Annotated in this window: 15 protein-coding genes; 9 read left to right on the top strand and 6 right to left on the bottom strand. The window is 54.9% G+C overall.

Going from position 1 to position 18,309, the window contains the following annotated elements:
- Positions 1 to 3: 3 nt before the first annotated feature.
- The 4 genes from WG219_15720 to hrpA all read left to right on the top strand — a co-directional run bounded on the left by WG219_15720 (position 4) and on the right by hrpA (position 7,616).
- Positions 4 to 978 carry a sel1 repeat family protein gene (locus WG219_15720; GenBank protein WXL24749.1) on the top strand — a complete coding sequence of 325 codons (975 nt, stop codon included), beginning with the start codon at positions 4 to 6 and terminating at the stop codon, positions 976 to 978.
- Between the two features lie 227 nt (positions 979 to 1,205).
- Positions 1,206 to 2,189, top strand: a complete 984-nt coding sequence (locus WG219_15715) for a sel1 repeat family protein (protein ID WXL24748.1) — start codon at positions 1,206 to 1,208, stop codon at positions 2,187 to 2,189.
- Between the two features lie 227 nt (positions 2,190 to 2,416).
- A complete protein-coding gene (locus tag WG219_15710) occupies positions 2,417 to 3,394 on the top strand; it encodes a sel1 repeat family protein (GenBank protein WXL24747.1) in 978 nt (325 codons plus the stop codon).
- Between the two features lie 190 nt (positions 3,395 to 3,584).
- A complete protein-coding gene (gene hrpA, locus WG219_15705) occupies positions 3,585 to 7,616 on the top strand; it encodes an ATP-dependent RNA helicase HrpA (GenBank protein WXL24746.1) in 4,032 nt (1,343 codons plus the stop codon).
- A gap of 41 nt (positions 7,617 to 7,657) precedes the next feature.
- Here the strand turns inward: hrpA and WG219_15700 are convergent, their stop codons facing one another.
- Both WG219_15700 and WG219_15695 read right to left on the bottom strand, forming a co-directional pair.
- Entirely contained in the window at positions 7,658 to 8,872 is a 1,215-nt protein-coding gene (locus WG219_15700) for an MFS transporter (GenBank protein WXL24745.1), read from the bottom strand.
- A gap of 208 nt (positions 8,873 to 9,080) precedes the next feature.
- A complete protein-coding gene (locus WG219_15695) occupies positions 9,081 to 9,785 on the bottom strand; it encodes a glutathione binding-like protein (protein ID WXL24744.1) in 705 nt (234 codons plus the stop codon).
- 160 nt (positions 9,786 to 9,945) lie between these two features.
- Here WG219_15695 and WG219_15690 point away from each other — a divergent pair, with 160 nt between their 5' ends.
- The 3 genes from WG219_15690 (at position 9,946) to WG219_15680 (ending at position 11,888) form a co-directional block, all read left to right on the top strand.
- Positions 9,946 to 10,806: an oxygenase MpaB family protein gene (locus WG219_15690; protein WXL24743.1), complete on the top strand. Its 861-nt coding sequence runs from the start codon at positions 9,946 to 9,948 to the stop codon at positions 10,804 to 10,806.
- 98 nt (positions 10,807 to 10,904) lie between these two features.
- Positions 10,905 to 11,342, top strand: coding sequence for an HIT family protein (locus tag WG219_15685; protein ID WXL24742.1), 438 nt, complete (start codon positions 10,905 to 10,907; stop codon positions 11,340 to 11,342).
- A gap of 120 nt (positions 11,343 to 11,462) precedes the next feature.
- Entirely contained in the window at positions 11,463 to 11,888 is a 426-nt protein-coding gene (locus tag WG219_15680) for a 3-isopropylmalate dehydratase (protein ID WXL24741.1), read from the top strand.
- A 133-nt stretch (positions 11,889 to 12,021) separates the two neighbouring features.
- On the opposite strand, the gene WG219_15675 is transcribed toward WG219_15680, so the two are convergent.
- Positions 12,022 to 12,747, bottom strand: a complete 726-nt coding sequence (locus tag WG219_15675; GenBank protein ID WXL24740.1) for a transporter substrate-binding domain-containing protein — start codon at positions 12,745 to 12,747, stop codon at positions 12,022 to 12,024.
- Between the two features lie 612 nt (positions 12,748 to 13,359).
- Between WG219_15675 and WG219_15670 the strand changes: the two genes are divergently transcribed.
- Positions 13,360 to 14,481, top strand: a complete 1,122-nt coding sequence (locus WG219_15670) for a beta-ketoacyl-ACP synthase III (GenBank protein ID WXL24739.1) — start codon at positions 13,360 to 13,362, stop codon at positions 14,479 to 14,481.
- A gap of 45 nt (positions 14,482 to 14,526) precedes the next feature.
- Here the strand turns inward: WG219_15670 and WG219_15665 are convergent, their stop codons facing one another.
- Positions 14,527 to 15,060, bottom strand: a complete 534-nt coding sequence (locus WG219_15665) for a hypothetical protein (protein WXL24738.1) — start codon at positions 15,058 to 15,060, stop codon at positions 14,527 to 14,529.
- A 172-nt stretch (positions 15,061 to 15,232) separates the two neighbouring features.
- Between WG219_15665 and pgm the strand changes: the two genes are divergently transcribed.
- Positions 15,233 to 16,828, top strand: a complete 1,596-nt coding sequence (gene pgm / locus WG219_15660; GenBank protein ID WXL28020.1) for a phosphoglucomutase (alpha-D-glucose-1,6-bisphosphate-dependent) — start codon at positions 15,233 to 15,235, stop codon at positions 16,826 to 16,828.
- A gap of 21 nt (positions 16,829 to 16,849) precedes the next feature.
- Here pgm and gluQRS read toward each other — a convergent pair whose 3' ends face one another.
- Both gluQRS and dksA read right to left on the bottom strand, forming a co-directional pair.
- Positions 16,850 to 17,737 (bottom strand): tRNA glutamyl-Q(34) synthetase GluQRS, encoded by an 888-nt coding sequence (gene gluQRS / locus WG219_15655; protein WXL24737.1) that lies wholly within the window; start codon positions 17,735 to 17,737, stop codon positions 16,850 to 16,852.
- A gap of 63 nt (positions 17,738 to 17,800) precedes the next feature.
- Entirely contained in the window at positions 17,801 to 18,244 is a 444-nt protein-coding gene (dksA, locus tag WG219_15650; protein ID WXL24736.1) for an RNA polymerase-binding protein DksA, read from the bottom strand.
- Positions 18,245 to 18,309 lie beyond the last annotated feature (65 nt).

Below are 18,309 nucleotides of genomic sequence, written 5' to 3'. Positions count from 1 at the left end.
TTTATGCTTTTCAAAAAGTTAGGATTGTTATTTTTATCGTTACTTATTTGCTCGACTGGCATGGCGGAAAAGCTAACAGAAGAACAGCAAGCGGCAAAGACTAAAGGCATTAATCTTTATAATCAGTATAAGGATGGTGATCCCTATTTAAGAGTTGCAGCTGAAGCTGGTGATCGCGAGGCACAATACTACTTGGCAGAGTCTCTGAGGTTAGATAATCGTTATATGACCGAGGAGGCTTATAAATGGTATGTGGCAGCTGCAAAACAAGGTGATTATTACGCAATGTTTCGCCTTGCAGATACCAAAGATGATCTTTGCTCTTTCATTAATTCATGTCCTGGCAATATAAAAGACTATAGAGATTGGGTGCGGTTGTTGTGGAAGACAGCAGAGCCCTTGGCAGAAGGCGGTGATGCTGAGGCCATGTTGATTATGTATAACACTACGGGAGATGTGGAGTGGATAGAGAAATCTGCAGGAGCCGGATACCCTGATGCCCAATACTATTTGGCGGCGATGTATGAGGAAGGAAAAGGATTCTTTTTTCCCCCGTGGAGACGCGCTGAAAAAATTGAAGAGCTTTACCGTAAGTCAGCCGAAGGGGGATTTCCTAAGGGCATGATGATGTACGCAGGGCTATTGATAGAGAAAGGAGATTTACAAGCAGCCAGAGAGTGGACCAAGAAAGGAGCTGAAACTGGTTTTGAAACTATGCTCTATAATTACGGCTCTTATTTGGCGCATGAGCCGGATAAAATTGGGTATGAGTTAGATCTAGTTAGGGGGTATGGGATTATATCTCTTTTGCTGGAATTGGATGGCGGTGGTGGCACGTTGTATTTAACAGAAGAAAAGTTGAAAAAAATCGCCGCCAAAATGACTCCTGAACAAATCGAAGAAGCCAAAGCTTTTGCCCAAGAATGGAAAGCCACCCATCCGCCGCTTTCATTCTTTCCTGATAAGTTGGGCTTTTAATATTGGTCTAAGGGGGCGAGTGTGTGTTTTTCAAAATAAATCACTCGTCACCCATTCAAAGTGTTTCGCAGAAAATATGGCCTGAGTGCGAGATATGTCAGTAGCAGTACGTACCCATTGCTGTCCAGATATGTTGGGTTGGAGGCGGGGTTAGTGATTATGAAGACGCTATTTTTGTTCTGTGGGCTCGCGAAATATACTGGATCGGTCGAGTAGTCGGGGTGAGTATGTGTTTTAAAGAGTTAGTAATATTTTTTATAACGCTATTTTTCTGTCTGAGTGCTCAAGCTGGGGAGCTAAAAGTAGAGCAACAAGCAGCAAAAATAAAAGGTATTACGCTTTACAATCAGCATAAGGCAGTCTCTGCAGAGCCATACTTAAGAAAAGCGGCCGAGGCAGGAGATCGTGAATCTCAATATTATTTAGCTGAGTCATTGAGATTCAATAGTCGCTATATGACAAGTGAGGCACAGGCGTGGTATGTGGCGGCCGCAGAACAGGGCGATTACTACGCTATGTTCAGGTTGGCTGGAGCCGATAATGATGATCTATGTCAGACCATAGGGGAGTGCCCAGAAAAAAATAAACTATCTAGTCATTGGTCAAAAATGTTTTTAGGGAAAGTTGAACCGTTAGCTAGTTCTGGGGACGGTGAGGCTATGATGCTTATGTACAGATGGACTGGTGATATAGATTGGTTAAAAAGGTCCGCGGAAGTAAATTACGCTGGTGCACAGTATTTGCTGGCTGTTAAATATCAAGAGGGAAAGGGGGTTGTTTTTCCTCCATGGGATCGCTCTCTGGTGATTGAGGAACTATATAAGAAATCTGCAGATGCAGGGTTTCCGAAAAGTATTGGTAATTATGCCGGTTTGATGATTGAGAAGGGAGACTTGGCTACAGCAAGAATGCTACTTAAAAAAGCAGCAGAAACGGGGATGGAAAGCTCTGTTTATACCTATGGTTCATTTTTAGCACATGAACCAGATGAGGTTGGCTATAAACTAGATCTAGTTAAAGGGTATGGTCTGGTTTCGCTGCTGTTAGAGCTTGATGGCGGGGGAGGGGCACTGTATTTTGCGGAAGAAAAATTGAAGCAAATTGAAGCGAAAATGCTCCCTGAACAAATCGAAGAAGCCAAAGCCTTTGCCAAAGAGTGGAAAGCTACCCATCCGCCTCTATCATTCTTTCCTGATAAGTTGGGTTTTTAATATTGGTCTTTCCGGGTTTGACGAGTGTTTTTTCAGAATAAATCACTCGTAACCCATTCAAAATGTTTCGCAGACGCTATGGCATGAGCGCGAGATCTGTCAATAGAGTGCGTACCCATATCCGACCAGATCTGATGGGTTGAAGGAAGGGGTAGTAATTATGAGGGCGCTGTTTTGTTTTGTGGCCTCGACAAATATATCGGATCGGTCGAGTGGCCGGGGTGAGTATGTTTATTAAAGCGTTAGTGATATTTTTTATAACGCTATTGTTCTGTTTGAGTGGTCAGGCAGGGGGATTAACGGCTGAGCAACAAGCGGCAAAAGTAAAAGGTATTACGCTTTATAACCAACATAAAGCAATATCAGCTGTGCCTTACTTGGAAATTGCAGCGAAGGCAGGAGATCGGGATGCTCAATATTACTTAGGTGAGGCGTTGAGGTTTAATAATCGCTATATGACCGAGGATGCTTATAAATGGTATGTGGCGGCTGCGGATCAGGGAGATTATTATGCAATGTATCGCCTTTCAGGCAGTGAAAATGACTTGTGCTCGATAATGTCAAACTGCCCAGTAGATACCAAAACACCTGGTGATTGGCTTTTGCAAGGTAGGGGAGAGGCTAAATCAAAGGCCGATAAAGGTGACATTGAGGCAATGTATGTTTTGACTTATCTAACCAATAAAGACGAATGGTTGGAAAAGGCAGCAGATGCAGGGTTTCCACAGGCACAATACGACCTGGCATTAATGTATGAAGAGGGACGTAAATTTTATTTCCCGCCTTGGGATAAGTCAGAAAAGGTTGAAGAGCTTCTCCGCAAGTCAGCCGAAGGGGGGTTCCCTAAAGGCATGATGATGCTCTTTAGGGTTGTTTACGATAAAGGCAATGTAAAGGAAGCTCAGTATTGGGCTGAAAAAGCTGCTGAAACAGGCTTTGTGAGCGGAGTTTTAGGATACGGAATGTATTCGGCTCACGAACCAGACCTTATTAAGTTACCACTGAACTTAGTTAAAGGTTATGGGCTGGTTTCGCTATTGCTGGAGCTAGATGGAGGGGGGGCAAAAGATGATGCAGAATATATCCTTCCTAAAATCGCTGCCAAAATGACTCCTGAGCAAATCGAAGAAGCCAAAGCCTATGCCAAAGAGTGGAAAGCCACCCATCCGCCGCTTTCATTCTTCCCTGATAAGTTAGGTTTTTAATAGCCGTCTTCCTTATTCCTGCGAGTGGTTATTTGCGACGAATTAACCACTCTTCAAAACATCCCGCCGTATTTAGCGGGAGCCGCCAATAGCACCTTCCATGTAAGCTGAGTCTTAGGCTCATGAAGACGCACCAAACCCCGCAAATCTGCGACAATCCCGCCCTTCAAAAATCCGCACGACAGTTCGCATGACCAACGCCATCCCCGCTTTTGATCAACTGCTGAAGAACCTCGACCAGACGTTGCTGGCTGACCGCCATCGCTTGCGCCGGCAATTGCATGAGCTGCGCAAGCAGACGCCGGTGGATGAGGCCAAGCTGGCGCAGTGGCTGGAGCGCTTTAATGCGTCCAAAGCCAAGGTTGAGGCGCGGCGTTTGAGTGTGCCGACGATCCGTTACGACGATGCGCTGCCGATTGCCGCCAAGCGTGACGAGATCAAAGCCGCCATCGCCAAGCATCAGGTGGTGGTGATTGCTGGTGAGACGGGGTCGGGTAAAACGACTCAGCTGCCGAAAATCTGTCTGGAGTTGGGGCGCGGTGTTAATGGTTTGATTGGCCACACCCAGCCGCGCCGTCTGGCGGCACGCAGTGTTGCGACGCGGGTGGCGGAGGAGATTGGCACGCCGTTGGGCGAGTTGGTCGGCTATCAGGTGCGCTTTGAGGATCAAAGCAACGAGCGCAGCCTGATCAAACTGATGACCGACGGCATTCTGCTGGCGGAAACCCAGCACGATCGCTATCTGGAAAAGTACGACACCATCATTGTCGACGAGGCCCACGAGCGCAGCCTCAACATCGACTTCCTGCTGGGCTTTCTGAAGACGCTGCTGGAGCGTCGGCCTGACCTCAAGCTGATCATTACTTCGGCCACTATCGACCTGGAACGCTTCTCCAAACACTTCGGCGGTGCGCCGATTGTGGAGGTGTCCGGTCGTACCTATCCTGTGGAAACCTGGTACCGCCCGCTGGCGGCTGAGCAGGACGAGGACGGCAACCGCGTCGAAGAAGACCTGTCGGTTGATCAGGCGATTTTGGCCGCTCTGGACGAAATCAGCGCCCATGAAAAGTCCGAAGGCAAGCGCCCCGGGGATGTGCTGGTGTTCCTCCCCGGCGAGCGGGAAATCCGCGATGCCGCCGAAGTGCTGCGCAAAGCCAATTTGCGCATGACCGAGGTGCTGCCGCTGTACGCACGGCTGACACCGGCTGAGCAGCAAAAGATTTTCGCACCGATGGGCGCACGCAAAATTGTGCTGGCCACCAACGTCGCGGAAACCTCGCTGACGGTGCCGGGCATCCGTTATGTGATCGACAGCGGCACCGCGCGCATCAGTCGCTACAGCTACCGTGCCAAGGTGCAGCGGCTGCCGGTTGAGGCGATTTCCCAGGCCAGCGCCAACCAGCGTAAAGGCCGTTGCGGCCGGGTTGAGCCGGGTATTTGTATCCGCCTGTACAGCGAAGAGGATTTCAACAGCCGTCCGGCCTTTACTGACCCGGAAATCCTGCGTACCAACCTCGCGGCGGTCATTCTGCAAATGCTGCATTTGCGTCTGGGCCGGATTGAGGATTTCCCCTTTATCGAGCCGCCAGATGGCAAGGCCATCAGTGACGGTTTCAACCTGCTGCAAGAGCTTTCAGCAGTTAGCCGCGAAGGTCAGCTAACGCCTATTGGTCGCCAACTGGCGCGCCTGCCGGTGGACCCGCGTCTGGGACGTATGGTGTTGGAAGGCGCCAAGCAGGGCAGTCTTGATGAGCTTCTGATTATCGCCAGCGCCTTGTCGGTGCAGGATGTGCGCGAGCGCCCGAGTGATCGTCAGCAAGCGGCGGATCAAGCCCACGCGCAGTGGAAGGATGTGGACTCCGACTTCGCCGCGCTGATCAACTTGTGGAACGGCTTTGAGGAACAGCGTCAGGCGCTGGGCAGCAGTGCACTGCGCAGTTGGTGCCGGAAGAACTTCCTCAATTACCTGCGTCTGCGCGAATGGCGCGATGCCCACCGTCAGCTGGTGCTGCTGTGCCGCGATCTGCAACTGACTGGCAAAGGCCAGCGTGGCGGGCAGAACAAGCCGCAGCCCGAGCAGATAGCGCCGAAACAGGATCAGCAACTGAGCGCTGCACAAAAGGCCAAAGAGCTGGCCGAGAAGGAGCAGGCCGCCCAGCGCAGCAAGAATTACGCCGCGGTGCACAAAGCCATTCTGGCAGGCCTGCTCAGCCAGATCGGCCAGAAAACCGAAGACGGCGATTACCTCGGCGCGCGGCAGCGGCGCTTCTGGGTGCATCCGTCCTCAGTGATCGGCCGCAAGAAGCCCAACTGGATCATGGCCGCTGAACTGGTGGAAACCACCAAGCTGTTTGCGCGTATGGTGGCGAAAATCGAACCGGACTGGATCGAACCGCTGGCCGGGCACCTGATCAAGAAAAATCATCTGGAACCGCACTGGGAGAAGAAGCGTGGGCAGGTGGTGGCGTATGAGCAAATCACCCTGTATGGGCTGATTGTGGTCGGTCGCCGTGCGGTGCATTTCGGCCCGATTGACCCGGCAGCCAGTCGCGAGCTGTTTATCCGCGAAGGTCTGGTTGGCGGTGAAATTAACTCCCGCGCCCGCTGCCTCACGGCTAACCGGCAACTGCTGGAAAAGCTCGACGAGCTGGAAGCCAAGGCCCGCCGCCGTGACATTCTGGCGGACGAAGAGGCGCTGTTCGCCTTCTACGACACGCGCCTGCCGGACAACATCTACCAAACCGCCACCTTCGACAGCTGGTACAAAACTGAAAGCGCGAAGAACCCGCACCTGCTGATCATGCAGGAAGAGGACGTGCTGGCCCGCGACGCCCGCGAAGTGACCGCTGCGCAGTACCCGAACAACCTGCGTATCGGTGAGCTGAAGCTGCTGCTGAGCTATCACTTTGAGCCGAATCACCCCCGCGATGGCGTGACCCTGCGCGCTCCGGCGGCGCTGTTGCCGCAACTGCCGGTGGAGCGTCTGGAATGGCTGGTGCCGGGCCTGCTGGAAGCGCGCTGCCTGGCGCTGGTGCGCGGCTTGCCGAAAGCCCTGCGCAAAAACTTTGTGCCGGTGCCGGACTTTGTTGGCGCGGCATTGGACAAGATCACTTTTGCCGAGGGCAGCCTGCACGAAGCGCTGGGGCGTGAGCTGCTGCGTATGACCGGTGTGCGCATTAGTGATGAGGCGTGGGCCGAATCCGCTGCGCAGCTGGAACCGCACCTGCGGATGAATATCGAGGTGGTCGATAATCAGGGCAAGGTGCTGGGCGAGGGTCGCGATTTGGCGGAGCTGACGGCTCGCTTCAGTGCCGAAGGTCAGGCCGGATTGGCGCTGCCGCAGAGTGAAAAATCCCAGAAACCGGTGGAGGCCAAGGCCTTCAACAACGTCGCTGAGAAGACGCAGCAGAAGGTTGCTGGGCTGTCGATGACGGTTTATCCGGCGCTGGTGGAAGAGGGTGGCGTGGTGAAGGAAGGGCGCTTCTCGACCCTGGCCGAAGCCGACTTCCAGCATCGCCGCGCGCTGCAACGTCTGCTTCTGCAGCAGTTGAGCGAGCAGGCCAAATTCCTACGCGGCAAGTTGCCGGGGCTGACCGAACTGGGCCTGTTGTACCGCGAGCAAGGCCGCATTGAGGCGCTGGTGGAGGATATTCTGCTGGCCAGCCTCGACAGCTGCGTGCTGGATGGTGCCGATCCGCTGCCCCGAGATGGTGCCGGGCTGGCAGCGCTGGCTGAAAGCAAACGTGGCGACTGGACCAGCCACGCCGAGCGTCTGGCGCGCCTGACGCTGGAAATCCTCAAGCTGTGGCACGGCTTACAGAAGCGCTTCAAAGGCAAAATCGATCTGGCTCAGGCCATGGCACTCAATGACATCAAGCTGCAACTGAGCAATCTGGTGTATCCCGGCTTTGTCCGCGAAACCCCGGCGCAGTGGTTCAAGGAAATTCCACGTTATCTCAAGGCCATCGAACAGCGCTTAGACAAGATCGGCAGCCAAGTGCAGCGCGACCGGGTTTGGAGTGGTGAGCTGGCGGGGTATTGGGAGCAGTATCAGGCGCGCTTGGGTAAGCATCGCAAAGAGGGCAAGCGCGACCCGCAACTGGAGTTGTACCGCTGGTTGCTGGAGGAGTACCGCGTCTCGCTGTTCGCCCAGCAGTTAGGCACTAAACAGCCGGTGTCGGATAAACGCTTGAGCAAACAGTGGAGTCAGGTTGAGGCTTGATTGAAAACGGGCGACCTGTTGCAGGTCGCCCGTTTGCTTTATCAACTGGCCAAACTGACCTGCTTGTTGGTGACTGACCGGCCGTATACCAGAATGGTTACGATGCCGATGGCGACCAGTATGGCGCTGAGGCTGATCAGGGTACTGGCACCGACGCTGTCAACCAAGCGCCCGCCGAAGAACGAACCCAAGGCGATGTTGACCTGGAACAGGCAGACAAACAGCGGCATACCGCGTTCCACATCTTTCGGCGCAACAATAAACATCCAGATATTGGCGGTGGTAGGGAAAGCGCCAAAAGCGAAGCCCCACATGGCCACCAGCATGGCGGCACCATTGAGGTCAGTACCGAAATGCGGAATGAGCAGTGCGCTGGCACCGATCAGGCCTGCTACCAAGACCATGGTGTGGCGCACACTGCGGTTAGCGGCGTAACCGGCAAAGGCATTACCCACCACACCCGCAGCGCCGTACAGCAGTAGCAGGGAGCTGATGGTCGCTGCACTGAAGTGGGCGGTGTATTTGAAGAAGGGCGCCACGTAGGTGTAGGCCCCAAAGTGCGCCAGGCCGATCAGCAGCACTGCAATCATGCCCACCCGAGCCTGAGGGATGTAGAGCAGAGCCGGTAGGTCGCGGACGGTGATGGCTTTTTCCGGCTTCAATTGTGGCAAGCAGAATACCTGCATCAGCAGCACAGGAATGGCCAGCAGCCCAGTCACCAGAAACGTCATGCGCCAGCCCATGAGGCCACTAAGCCAAGTGCCCAGTGGTACACCTACAACGGTTGCCAGTGTGACCCCGGCCATGGTGATAGCGCTGGCTTTGGCGATATCAACCCCTGTGGGGGCCAGCCTCGCGCTTAACGCAATAGCTGTTGCCCAGAAACCACCAATACTGGCGCCCAGCAAGATGCGGCCGAACAGTAAGGTTCCGAAGCCTGAAGCGAATGAGGTCAGGACGTTAGCAAGGATCATCAGCAATGTCAGGGCAATCAACAGGTAACGGCGATCCAGGCCACGGATACCCACAGAGGTGAATATAGCGGAAAGCGCAGCCATGATTCCCGGCAGTGTCACCATCAAGCCTGCATGACCGGAGCTGATATTAAGGTCGGTGGCAACATCATTGAGAACGCCTACCGGCAAGAACTCACTGGTTACCAGGGCAAATGCCCCCATGGACACGGAGAGCAAAGCCAGCCACTGCTGTGCCTTGCTTTGCTCATGGTGCTGCAACGTAGGTCTGAATATCGACATGTTCGCGCTTCCAAGCTGGTTTGGTCCATAGGACAGAATGGGCGCGAGTATAAGGAGGCTGCGCACTGCGCAAATACCTGAGTATTTTGATAGTACAAATCAGGAGGAGTGATTATTTAAAACGATATGGATATAACGTTCAGTTTTATGCCGAGGAACACGTCCCTAAGCGGCGACTTTGCCCCGGAGCGACCCAGGGCAATTGGCCTTAAGTACGCGCCGGAATGTTTAAACCACGAATGACCGCCGGGCGTTGCAGGAAGCTTTCCAGTACACGCTTGACGTTGCCGAAGCGCTCAAAGCCTAGCAGCTCAACAGCATCGTAAAAGGTGACGAGGCCACGCACCCACGGGAACACGGCAATGTCAGCAATGCTGTACTCATTGCCCATGATCCACTCCCGGCCTTCCAGGCGTTTATCCAGTACCCCGAGCAGGCGCTGTGCCTCTGTGGCAAAACGATCACGGGGGCGTTTGTCTTCGTAGCTGGCACCGGCAAATTTATGGAAGAAACCGAGTTGGCCGAACATCGGTCCCACACCGCCCATTTGCCACATTAGCCATTGAATGGTTTCGTAGCGTTCAGGCCCGCTTTTAGGCAGCAGTTGGCCGGTTTTATCTGCGAGGTAGAGCAAGATCGCACCTGATTCAAACAGTGCCTGCGCTTTACCATCGGGGCCATTTGGGTCGAGGATGGCCGGGATCTTGTTGTTCGGGGCCAGGGATAAAAAGGCCTCGCTGAACTGATCGTCGCTGTCAAAACTGACCAAGTGCGGCTCGTAGGGGAGTCGTGTCTCTTCCAGCATGATTGAGACTTTAACGCCGTTTGGCGTTGGCAATGAATACAACTGCAGGCGATCAGGATGCTGCGCTGGCCATTTTTGAGTAATCGCAAAGGCTGAGAGGTCTGACATGGAAGCTCCGTAAATTGGGTCAGTTAATTCAGAATAGGGTGCTTTCTGATGTGGGGCCATAGGGTGATTTTTCCACCCGCTGGCTGTCGAAAGCTGTTCTGGGTTATCTCGCCCCAAAGGGAGTGACTATCTTGTAAGTACATCAAGGAACAGTGTGCAGATGAGAGAGCGCAGCCGTGTATCCAGTTCCATAGCGTCGGCACCTGAGACTGAAGGTTTTGATGTGGGCGAGCACATCATTGGAATCACTGCGTTTCTCGGTGGCACTGCCAACGTCATTATGCAGCTTGGCCTTCGCCCGGTTGCCTACGGCGTAATGGAGAGCGATGTACGCAGCGGCAACGTGATGCAGCATCCGTTCAAGCGCCTGCGCACAACGTTGACGTATCTGGCTGTGGCGATGCTCGGCAGTGATCAGGAGCGTGAGGCTTACCGGCAGGCGGTCAACCACTCCCATAAGAGTATCCGCAGCAAGCCTGGTAGCCCTGTGCAATACAACGCATTTGATCCAACCCTTCAGTTGTGGGTTGCCGCATGTTTGTATTACGGGTTTGTAGATTTGTTGGAGAAAGTGCGCGGCCCGATGGATGAGTCCACTGCTGATGCGTTTTATGCCCATAGCATGCGCCTGGGGACTACGTTGCAGGTGCGTGCGGACATGTGGCCTGCTAATCGGGCTGCATTTCAGCAGTATTGGGACAGCCACTTGGCCAACCTCGAAATCGATTCCACCACGCAGCGTTTTTTCAATGACCTGATTGATCTGAAGATGCTGCCGCTTCCAGTGGAGTGGCTGTTCTCTCGGTTTCATCGTTTTGTTGTTGCCGGCTGCTTGCCAGCGCAACTGCGCATTGCCATGCAGATGAGCTGGGGAGCGGCGCAGCAGCGACGGTTTGACTGGCTTATGGCGGTAATTCGCGTGGCCTTAAAGTGGCAGCCACGTTTCATGTATCAGTTCCCGCTTAATTACTATTTATGGGACATGCGCCGCCGCATGCGTAAGGGGCAGCCGCTGGTTTAACGGTTTGTTGAGCTGGAAGGTGTTAGCCGGGTTTCTTCCCGGACGCATAAGCCGGTATCGTGTTGGGGTCAGACTGCAATTGTATGGAGTAAGCCCACATGAGCCTCTACGGCGAATACGACAACCAAAATATCTTTGCCAAGATCATCCGTGGCGAAGCGCCTTGCTACAAAGTTTATGAAGATGAAGATGTGCTGGCTTTCCTGGATTTGTTTCCACAGTCCTACGGCCACACACTGGTGATTCCGAAGCGAGCGGCTGCGCGCAATATTCTTGAAATTGACCCGGAGAACCTAGGCAAGGTAACGGCGGCTGTGCAGAAACTCGCTCGTGTGATTGCCGAGGAGTTGGAGCCCGCCGGTGTGCAGATTGCGCAGTTCAACGGCGCCCCAGCCGGGCAGACCGTCTTCCATCTGCACGTACATATCATCCCCCGTTACGATGGCGAAGCGCTGGGTATTCATGCTTCGGCTAAAGCTGACGAAGACGTGCTCAAAGCATTACAGGCCCGCATTCAACGTCGTCTTGGTTTATAACTATCGTACTAAAGCACTTCTGTGTGCCATGCTGAGTGTGTTGCACGTTGCTGTCTGGGCGCGTGCAGCCGCTTCATGTTTTGCCCATTCCCTGCATTCACCTGCCCATGGAGGGCTGCTATGCGATTGATTGGTGCGGCACTTGTGTTGTCTCTGGTAACGGGTTGTTCATCTTGGCAGGTTGCACTGGAGGATATCCGGCCTGTTCCGGAAGATCGCCTGCTCAGCTATCAGCAGCCTGTTGAAAATGGTGGCCAGATTACGGTCGCACGTGACAAAGGTGGTATGGGGGCAGGGTGCTATATCTCTGTCCTGATCGATCGCAAAGTCGCCGCCCGAATAGCGACCACTGAAGAGGCGCATTTTCAGGTGCCGGCGGGCACGCGTGTTTTGGGTATTGGCATCGACAAAGCCGACGATACGCTGTGCAGTAAAGGGCGGCTTAATTTGGAGCGCGCGGTTAAGGTTGAGCCCGGCAGCCAGCAGCGTTTTCGAATCCGTACTGACAACATGAAGGGTGTTTATATCAGCCCGGTTGATCAATAACAGCTGCAAACAGCTAATGGCGCATCAAGGGGGCGGGTGCTCTATTGCACACCGCTCTTATTGGTGAGTTTGCTTCAACTAAACGCCACTGCTTCTATATTGCGTGCATACAACGCTAGGGCTCGCTCGCTTGTTAGCGGTATGCATTAAGGATTTCCTCAAACTCACCGTCTAAGGCCATTTCATCCATGGCTCGCAGCAATCTGGCAGTGGGCACATCAGGTTCATCGCGTACCACGCAGGAAACCGGCACTGACGCCACAACGCTGTGAATATGCAGTTGTTGGTCCGGTGAAAGCTGGCGGTTGAACCAATGAAAGGTGCGCTCGTTAGTGATTGCATAGCCAAAGCGCCCTGCGACCAGCTTGAGTAATGTTTGTTCTTGGGTGCGGGCATCTTCTCGGTGAATTTGGCCGCCCTTGAATAAGCTATCCAGTCGTGGGTAATTGAATCCCAACACCGTACCCACACGTTCCTTATAGAGGTCTTCCACCTGTGCATTACTGGGTTTAGTGCTGACCAGCAGATCACGCTGGGTCATAAAGGGGCGTGTCCACACAAACCGCTTATGTTTGATGTTGTTCCAGGTCGGGTTGACGTAGCAACGCACGTCAATTTCCCCTGCATTCAATGCGCGTTCAACCCGCATGTGAGGCAGCACAACAAAACGTGCACGACGCCCAACTTTCGCCGCAAGGCGTTGTTGCAGGTCAAACAATATGCCTCCTACAGCGCGGTCGTTCTCGATGCGTAGCATCGGCATGGCCCAGCTGTCATTGACTGCAAAGCGTAGCGGTGACTGTTCGGCCTGTAGGGATGTGCTAATCGCGAGCAGGCACACTGCAATCAACTTATACACTTGACGCTCCTGATGTCATTGGAATGTGACTACTCGACAGGAGCTCCGCCCGTCGACACATACCGCTTGAGTGCGGATCGAGGTTAAGGCGGTGCTAATGGGCAGGGAGGGATACCTAGGATTCGGTGACCAGCTGCCTGCATACAGGGGGCGAACGCCAACGGTTCCGGTTGTCCGGTTACGGAGATGTGAGCGTTCAGCCTCAGGGGCAGGGCCATGGCAAATATCCGGTGAAATTAGGTCGGGGTGATGGCGCTATGAAACATGATGCTCTTTCTTTCATGGCGTGACCGTATAGTCAATCCCTTTTCCGCTCTGTGTACAGGGGGAAAGTGTGAGAGCGGTGTCGCTTCAGTTAGATCATAAAGACCCACTAAAATGCCGGTTTGCTCCTTTTTCCTAGCATGTTGGCCTTAATAGCAGCTAGTTTGATGCATATATCCTGATCGAGTGAGCGGACGGATAAGCCTTTCGTGTGGCAGAATCTAACGTTCGTACAGGCCGTTTGATGATCATCAAACCTGCTCCTGTCCAACCGTTTTTGCCCTCGCTCTAGTGTCGGGGCTTTGCATAAGTGATCGCTGCCTTTAGCGATGAACAAGAGGATTGACTGTGCACAACGTCGTTATCAGCGGTACCGGGCTGTACACCCCTGAAAATAGTATTTCCAACGATGAGTTGGTGGCGGCATTCAACGCCTATGTACAGCAATTCAATGCCGACAACGCGGCCGCTATTGCCAGCGGTGAGATTGAGGCACTGAGTGAGTCCAGCAGTGCGTTTATCGAAAAGGCCTCAGGCATCAAGAGTCGCTTTGTCATTGACCGTGACGGCATCCTTGATCCGCAGCGCATGGCGCCGCGTATTCCCGAGCGCAGCAATGATGAGTGGGGCATTCTCTGCGAAATGGCCGTAGGTGCTGCCAAAGAGGCCCTTGAGCGTGCCGGGCGCACTGCCGCTGATATCGACGGCGTAATTGTTGCCTGCTCCAACCTGCAACGCGCATACCCGGCCGTGGCTATTGAAGTTCAGGCAGCGCTGGGCATCAACGGTTTCGGTTATGACATGAACGTCGCCTGTTCGTCGGCGACCTTTGGTCTGCAGGCGGCTGCCAACAGCGTGCAACTGGGCCAGGCCCGTGCGGTGCTGCTGGTGAACCCCGAAATCTGCACCGGCCACCTGAACTTCCGTGACCGTGACAGTCACTTCATTTTCGGTGATGCGGCCACTGCGGTGATCGTCGAACGAGCTGATCAGGCTACCTCGAAGCATCAGTTCGAGATTGTCAGCACCAAACTGGCTACTCAGTTCAGCAACAATATTCGCAACAACTTCGGCTTCCTCAACCGTTGTGCGGAAGAGGGCATTGGTGCCCGCGACAAGCTGTTTGTGCAAGAAGGTCGCAAGGTGTTCAAGGAAGTTTGCCCGATGGTGGCCGATCAGATTGCCACTCACCTGCAAGAGAACAATCTGGACGTCAACGACGTGAAGCGCTTCTGGCTGCACCAGGCCAACCTCAACATGAACTTGCTGATCATCCGCAAGCTGCTGGGGCGTGATGCTGAGCCGCATGAGGCGCCAGTCATTCTGGATACCTACGCCAACACCAGCTCGGCTGGTTCAGTGATTGCTCTGCACAAATATCAGGACGACCTGCCATCCGGCGCGCTGGGCGTGCTCAGCTCCTTCGGGGCGGGTTACTCCATTGGCAGCGTGATTCTGCGCAAACGCTGATCTGCCTGTCTCAGCAGCGCCGTTCTGGCGCTGCTGACTGAGCGCTTACTCTTCGCTCTGCGCCGCTTTCAGTGACTCATACGCTGGTGCTGCGTAAATCCCGACTTCCACAGCCAACTCCATCACCCGAGGCAGATCGGTGGTGTAGACCAGTACGGCTTGCAGCTCGTCATCCAGCGGTTCGCTGAAGTCCACCAGTACATAGCCTTTGGTTTCCGGCGACAGGCTGGAGAGTTGCACCTGAATGCGATTCAGGGCTTTGAGTGCCTCAGTCTTGGCCAGCTGCTTAGGCTTGAGCACGAAGTTGACTTCAGGGCCGAAGGATTCAGTGATCTGTTTGAACAGATCCTCATACGTGTCGGCTTGGAACAGCACGGTTTCCGGCAGGCTGCCGATGACCATCCATTCGCCCAGCGGGATCGGAAAGGTATCGTCGTAATTGATGTCAGGGTTGGCGGCCAAAAACGCCTGCGGGTCGGCATACGCCTGTGCGGCTTCGTCTGCGATCCGGGCGACATCTTCTGGCAACATGCAGCCCGAGCTAATTTTACTGATCAGTTCTTCGAGCTGGTTTTTCATAGGGTGAATCCTGCGGCAAACAAATGGCCGCAAAGGATAGCCCGAAATCCGTCGGTAGGCGCTGCGTTTCGCATAGGAGGGCTGTTAAGCTGCGCGTTTTTCAGATGCGTACTATGGAGTTTGTGTGAGCGCTCGCATTCACCCGCTGGCCGGTCAACCGGCACCCGCTACGATGCTGACTGATATTCAACGCCTGCTGGTGGCCTACCATGAACAGCAGCCAGATCCGGCCAACCCGGCACAACGCGTAGCGTTCGGCACCTCCGGCCACCGTGGCAGCTCCTTCAATGGCAGCTTTAACGAACAGCACGTACTGGCCATCAGTCAGGCGATTTGCGAGTACCGCGCTGCACAGGGCATCACTGGGCCGTTGTTTATCGGCGCAGACACCCATGCACTGTCCCTGCCTGCGCTGGAAAGTGCGATTGAGGTGCTGGCTGCTAACGGCGTTCACACGCTGATTTCGGCAGGGGGCGAGTTCACCCCAACGCCAGCCGTGTCTCAAGCCATTCTGGTGTACAACCGTGGCCGCAGCAGCGGTCTGGCTGATGGCATTGTTATCACGCCATCGCACAACCCGCCGGATTGCGGCGGCTTCAAGTACAACCCCACCAATGGTGGTCCGGCTGACAGCGATATCACCACGTGGATTCAGAACCGCGCCAACGCGTTGCTCGAAGGCGGGCTGCGTGAGGTCAAGCGCATGCCACTGGCCCAGGCGCGACAGGCCGATAACGTGCGTGAGTACGACTATCTCAGCAGCTATGTGAATGACTTGGGCAATGTCATCGACTTTGACCCAATCCGCAGTGCAGGACTGCGCCTGGGCGTCGACCCGCTCGGTGGAGCCGGTGTGCATTACTGGGGGCGGATTGCTGAGCAGTATGGCCTGAATCTGGATGTGGTCAGCCAGGTAATTGATCCGCAGTTCGCCTTTATGAGCCTGGACTGGGATGGTCAGATCCGCATGGACCCATCCTCCAGCCACGCCATGCAGCGCCTGATCGGTTTGAAGAACGGCTACGACATCGCCTTTGCCTGCGATACCGATTACGACCGTCACGGGATTGTCACCCCGAGCGTCGGCCTGATGCCTGCTAACCATTTCCTCAGCGTGGCGATTGATTACCTGTTCCAGCACCGCCCGCAGTGGTCTGCCAACGCGGCCGTAGGCAAAACGCTGGTGAGCAGCGCCATGATCGATCGTGTAGCCCAGCGCCTGGGCCGTCCGTTGCAGGAAGTGCCGGTGGGCTTTAAATGGTTCGCCGCTGGCCTGTATGACGGTTCGCTGGGTTTTGGTGGCGAGGAGAGCGCCGGGGCGACCTTCCTGCGTCGTGACGGCCAGGTCTGGACGACGGATAAGGACGGCATTGCGCTGGCCCTGCTGGCAGCGGAAATGACCGCTGTGCGCGAGCGTGATCCGGGTGAGCTGTATCGCGGCCTGGAAAACGAGTTCGGAGCTATTTACGCCGACCGTCAGGATGCTCCGGCAACGCCGCAGCAGAAGGCTGCGCTGAGCAAACTGTCGGCGGCTCAGGTGCGCAACAGTGAGTTGGCTGGTGATGCCATTGTGCAGGTGCTGGACAAGGCGCCGGGTAACGGCGCCGGTATTGGCGGCATCAAGGTGATCAGCGAAGGTGGTTGGTTTGCTGCTCGCCCGTCGGGTACTGAAGATATCTACAAGATCTACGCTGAAAGTTTCCGCGACGAAGATCATCTACAACGCATCTTTAGCGAAGCCCAAGCGCTGGTCAGCGCGGCGCTGTAATACCTGCTGCCGGAGGCTCGCTCAGTCCAGCTGAGCTTCCGGCATCGTCAGCACCCGTGGGATGCGCGCAGCGTCCCAATGCTCCACAGCCCATTTCAATACTTCTGCTGGCTGGCCATAGGCTGCGCCGTCCGGTATCTGCTGGCCGAGCGCACGCAAGGCTCGAATCAGCAGTGGGGTTGCCTGATCGGCTGGCAAGGGCGGTGAGCGGTAGGATTTGCCCAGCTTGTGCCCATCCGGTTGAGTCAGCAGCGGTACATGCAGATAACGCGGCTGTGGCAGTCCCAGTAGTTCCTGCAAATAAAGATGACGTGGCGTGGAGTCCAGCAGGTCGGCGCCGCGCACGATATCAGTGACACCTTGCCAGGCATCATCCAGTACGACTGCCAGTTGATAGGCATATAAGCCGTCACGGCGGCGGATGATGAAGTCACCGGATTCGCGGCCCAGATGCTGGCGAAAATCGCCTTGCACCCGATCGGTGAAGTGATAGACCAGCTCAGGGACTCGGATGCGGATCGCAGCGTTATCGTATGCGTGGCCCGCATTGCGGCAGGTGCCTGGGTAAATGCCGTTGGTGCCTTCCAGCTGCTTGCGTGAGCAGGTGCAGGCATAGGCCAGGCCTTGGCTCAGCAGTTTGTCGATGATTGCCTGGTAGGCGTCATGGCGCTGGCTTTGCCTGACCACTTCGCCGTCCCACTCAAAGCCGTAGGTTTCCAGCGTTTGCAGGATCGCGGCTTGTGCACCGGGCATTTCTCTGGGCGGATCAATATCTTCCATACGCACCAGCCATTTGCCACTGGCGGCGCGGGCATCCAGATAGGAGGCGAGCGCAGCAACCAGTGAACCAAAATGCAGGTAGCCGCTGGGAGTCGGGGCAAAGCGCCCGATATACACAGGTCTGTTCATCTCAGGCAACAAATACAGCAGGCCAGAAACAACAAAGGGTGCCGAAGCACCCTTTGGGTCAGATCAGGAGCCGATCTGCTTTTCCTTGATTTCTGCCAGCGTCTTGCAATCAATGCAGAGCGTGGCAGTCGGGCGGGCTTCGAGTCGGCGGATGCCGATTTCAACGCCGCAGGAGTCACACCAGCCGTATTCGTTTTCCTCGATCAGGGCCAGTGTTTCGTCGATTTTCTTGATCAGCTTACGCTCGCGATCGCGGGCACGCAGTTCAAGGCTGAATTCTTCTTCCTGACTGGCCCGATCCGCCGGGTCCGGGAAGTTAGCCGCTTCGTCCTGCATGTGATGCACGGTACGATCAACTTCCTCCATCAGTTCCAGCTTCCACTTATTAAGGATGCCGGTGAAGTGGGCGCGCATCGGCTCGCTCATGTACTCCTCACCTTTAGTTTCCTTATAAGGTTCGAAACCACGAGTCAGGTGACTGCTTGTCGCTTTTGCTTTAGTGGGCATAGATGGCCGCCTCTCACTCTTTCTTATCCCCGCGCAGGACGGTATCCCTCACCGACAATCTTGTC

The organism is Pseudomonas mendocina, assembly GCA_037482215.1.
Classification (GTDB): Bacteria; Pseudomonadota; Gammaproteobacteria; order Pseudomonadales; family Pseudomonadaceae; genus Aquipseudomonas; species Aquipseudomonas mendocina_E.
The sequence above is the reverse complement of the archived record's forward strand: the minus strand, read 5'-3'. Positions and strand labels throughout refer to the sequence as shown.